The sequence below is a fragment of the Clostridium sp. genome, assembly GCF_036569345.1.
In the GTDB taxonomy this organism is placed as follows: domain Bacteria; phylum Bacillota; class Clostridia; order Clostridiales; family Clostridiaceae; genus Clostridium_AD.
The window spans coordinates 1-3,337 of record NZ_DATCQT010000001.1 but is presented as its reverse complement, the minus strand read 5'-3'; the positions used below and the strand labels follow the sequence as shown (position 1 = coordinate 3,337).

3 protein-coding genes are annotated in these 3,337 nt (G+C 31.5%); 2 read left to right on the top strand and 1 reads right to left on the bottom strand.

Translation table 11 applies throughout. From position 1 onward, the window contains the following. The coding region (locus VIM70_RS00015) for a hypothetical protein (RefSeq protein ID WP_331942899.1) at window positions 1–738 on the bottom strand (738 nt) is incomplete at its 3' end. A 215-nt stretch (window positions 739–953) separates the two neighbouring features. Between VIM70_RS00015 and VIM70_RS00010 the strand changes: the two genes are divergently transcribed. Beyond that, the gene (locus VIM70_RS00010) at window positions 954–2,018 is read left to right on the top strand and encodes an NADH:flavin oxidoreductase (RefSeq protein ID WP_331942898.1); all 1,065 of its coding nucleotides are present in this window, start codon (window positions 954–956) and stop codon (window positions 2,016–2,018) included. 114 nt (window positions 2,019–2,132) lie between these two features. Further along, the gene (locus VIM70_RS00005; protein WP_331942897.1) at window positions 2,133–3,029 is read left to right on the top strand and encodes an FAD-dependent oxidoreductase; all 897 of its coding nucleotides are present in this window, start codon (window positions 2,133–2,135) and stop codon (window positions 3,027–3,029) included. The last annotated feature ends 308 nt before the right edge of the window (window positions 3,030–3,337 follow it).

The window sequence follows — 3,337 nt, the reverse complement described above, 5'->3', positions numbered from 1 at the left end:
AATATTTAATATGTCAAATACATTTTTATTATTAAAAAGTACATGGTTTTTTCCACTAGACTGATCTATACCTATTATTCCATAACCCTTTATAGCGCTAGTAATAGTTGTTATACTATTAAACCAAAATAATTGAAGATTGATTTCCCTTGAAATAGATATAGCTGTCATAAGAAGGTTAGGATCTCTTTTGTCTGCAGGTCCTAGTATTGCTACTCCACCATAAACAATAGTCTCATTTACCTCTTGTTCTAAAATTACAGGTGAAAAATAAGCGGCAATATCTATTGCAAACTCAGAAAAGTGCTCTTCTCCAACCATTGATATAGGTTGCTTATATTTTAAACCAAGAGAAATAGCATTTGTGCCGATAACATTTTCAGATAATATAACTCCTTTTACTAAATAGTTTTTACTTGCCCAATCAATAAAGTGATCGGTTCCATAAATCTTTAGTAAGATGCCATTTTTATCAAATAGTGCAAGTCCTAAATCGGATTTAGGCATGTTTTTATACATTCTTTCTAATACATAATTAGCATAAATATATAAAGATTTAGAGTCTTCTTTAACTTTCTTAAAGTCTTCACTTGAGCAAACAAATGGTTTGCTTTTATATGGGTTTATATTTAATTTAACACTTTCATGCCAAGAGTCATAAATAACCTTAGGAAAATAATTTCTGAGATTAGAGTCATTATGAAGATTTAACCAAGTTGAATATATTTTGTTATTCATTTAAATTCTCCCTAATTTTAGAGTTTGGAATTGATATTATTATTATATCAAAGTAATTACTATGGCACAATAGTAACAATTTGTGCCAAAACTGTGTCACAAATAAAAAATATGTCACAACTATGACACAGATTTATATGAGATTAAAAATGATGATAGCATAAGTAAGAGATCATAAATTTCATATAACAAGGCAATGCGGAGGTTAACAGTCATTGATCTTTGCTATTAATAAAGTTGGCATGTGTTTTGCTTTATTTACAGTAGAGTCTAAAAAAAGAAGGGCGTGTTTGTTAATGGATGATTACATTTTATTTACACCTATGAAAATAAATAATTTAGAAATTAAGAACAGAATAATTATGTCAGCAATGCATCTTGGATATGCGCAAAAAAAAGAAGTTACACAAAAGGATATTGAGTTTTATAAAGCAAGAGCAAAAGGTGGAGCAGGTGCAATTGTAGTAGTTGCAGCTGTAAATAATGTAGGGGGTCCTCCTGATATGCATTGTGTAGGTGAGGATAAATACATGGAAGGCTTTAGAGCTTTATCCAATGTAGTTCATGAATATAATGCTAAAGTATTTATGCAACTTTTTCATTCAGGAAGAAACATTGTATCCTCAAACATTGGCGGTAAGAAGCCTTTAGCACCATCAGCAATTCCATCTCCAATATATAAGGAGATGCCAGATGTTATGACAATTGTGGATATCAAATCAACTATTGAGGAATTTGGCAAAGCGGCTCTTAGGTGTAAAAATTCTGGAGTTGATGGGGTAGAGATAAGTTGTAGTGCAGGGTATCTCTTAACTCAGTTCTTATCACCACTTACAAACTTAAGAAGTGATGAATATGGTGGCTCAAAAGAAAATAGAATGAGATTCCCAAAAGCTGTTATAAAATGTGTCCGCGACTATGTAGGAGAAGAGTATCCAGTAATACTTCGTATATCTGCCAGTGATATGATCCCGGGTGGGTATGGCATTGATTTTATGCAGGAATTTTGTGCTTCTTTAGAAGAGGGCCAAATTGATGCTATAAGTGTTACTGGAGGATGGCATGAATCACCTATTCCTCAGATATCTGCCCATGTTCCAGAAGGCGCATATGCCTTGTTTGCTGAAGAAATAAAAAGAGTTGTAAAAGTACCCGTAATTGCCTGTAATAGGATAAATAACGGTGAAATAGCAGAAAAGATTTTAACAAAAGGATTGGCAGACTTTGTTGGAGTAGCACGTGCCTTTTTAATAGATGCTGAATTTGCAAATAAAATTTAAAATGGCAAAAAAATTAGGAAATGCATCGCTTGTAACAAAGGTTGTATTGAAAGAGTATTAAGAGGAAAAGAAGTTCGATGTGCTCTTAATCCTGAAACAGGTAATGAAAACCTAGTGATTGAAAAGAGTAATAATAAGAAAAAAATACTTATAGTTGGAGCTGGACCTGCAGGAGTACAAGCTGCTAAAGAAGCTACATTAAGAGGACATGATGTAATAATCTGTACTAAAGATGATAAAATTGGTGGATTATTATCTGTGGTTTCAAAACCACCTCATAAAGAGGGAATAGAAAAATTCATTGAAGTTATTGAGGAAGAATTAAATGAACTTAATATAGATATTAGATTTAATACTATAGTAAATGAAGAAGTGATAAAAGAAATAAAACCAGATCATGTAATTATTGCAGCGGGAGCAAGTCCTATAGTACCCAATATAGAAGGTATTAAAGAAAATTATATTTATTTGGCTGAGGATATACTTAAAGGGGATAAAAGAGTTTTAGAAAAAATAAGGAAAGGAAAAACTTACATTATAGGTGGAGGGGCTGTTGGACTCGAAACTGCAAACTACCTTTTTGAAAACTGTTTCACTGATATTTCATCATTGCATTATATAAATAAATATGTGCCATCTGAGAAAAAAATTAATATTTATACTCCACTTGATATAACCGTAGTTGAAATGCAAAGCAAGGTAGGAAAGGATCTAGGGGGAAACAAATGGATATTATTAAACGAACTTAAAGAATATGGAGTAAAAATAATAACAGATGCTAAGGTTTTATCAGTTGCGGATAACAAAATTTCAATTAAGGGCACAGAAGGTGAAATTACTAATAATGTAGATAATATAATTTTAGCTATAGGGTATAAATCAAATGGTTCGGAGCTTATAAAACACCTTGAGGAGAAAAACATTAAATATACAGTAATAGGTGATGCATTAAAGCCAAGAGACATTATGGAATCTCTTAGAGAAGGATATTTGGTAGGCGTGAGTATATAATTAAAAAATAATATTAATAAACAGAGAGATTTACATTTACGTAAATCTCTCTGTTTACATTTAATGGTTCTGTTAGGTTGATGGCTATGCCTAGCACCTCGGAGGAACTAACATAAGTTGAAAATGAAATGGACAACTTATGTTTGCATATTAGTTCAATCGTTGCGTGTGAGAAGTATACCATCTACTAAGTAATAGTTTCAAAGAGGCAGTAACCAGCACAGCTATTGAATCTATTTTTGTTATTATATATAAAATAACAACTAAAAAATATGGAGAATTTTAAGTATTACAATTATTACAACCAC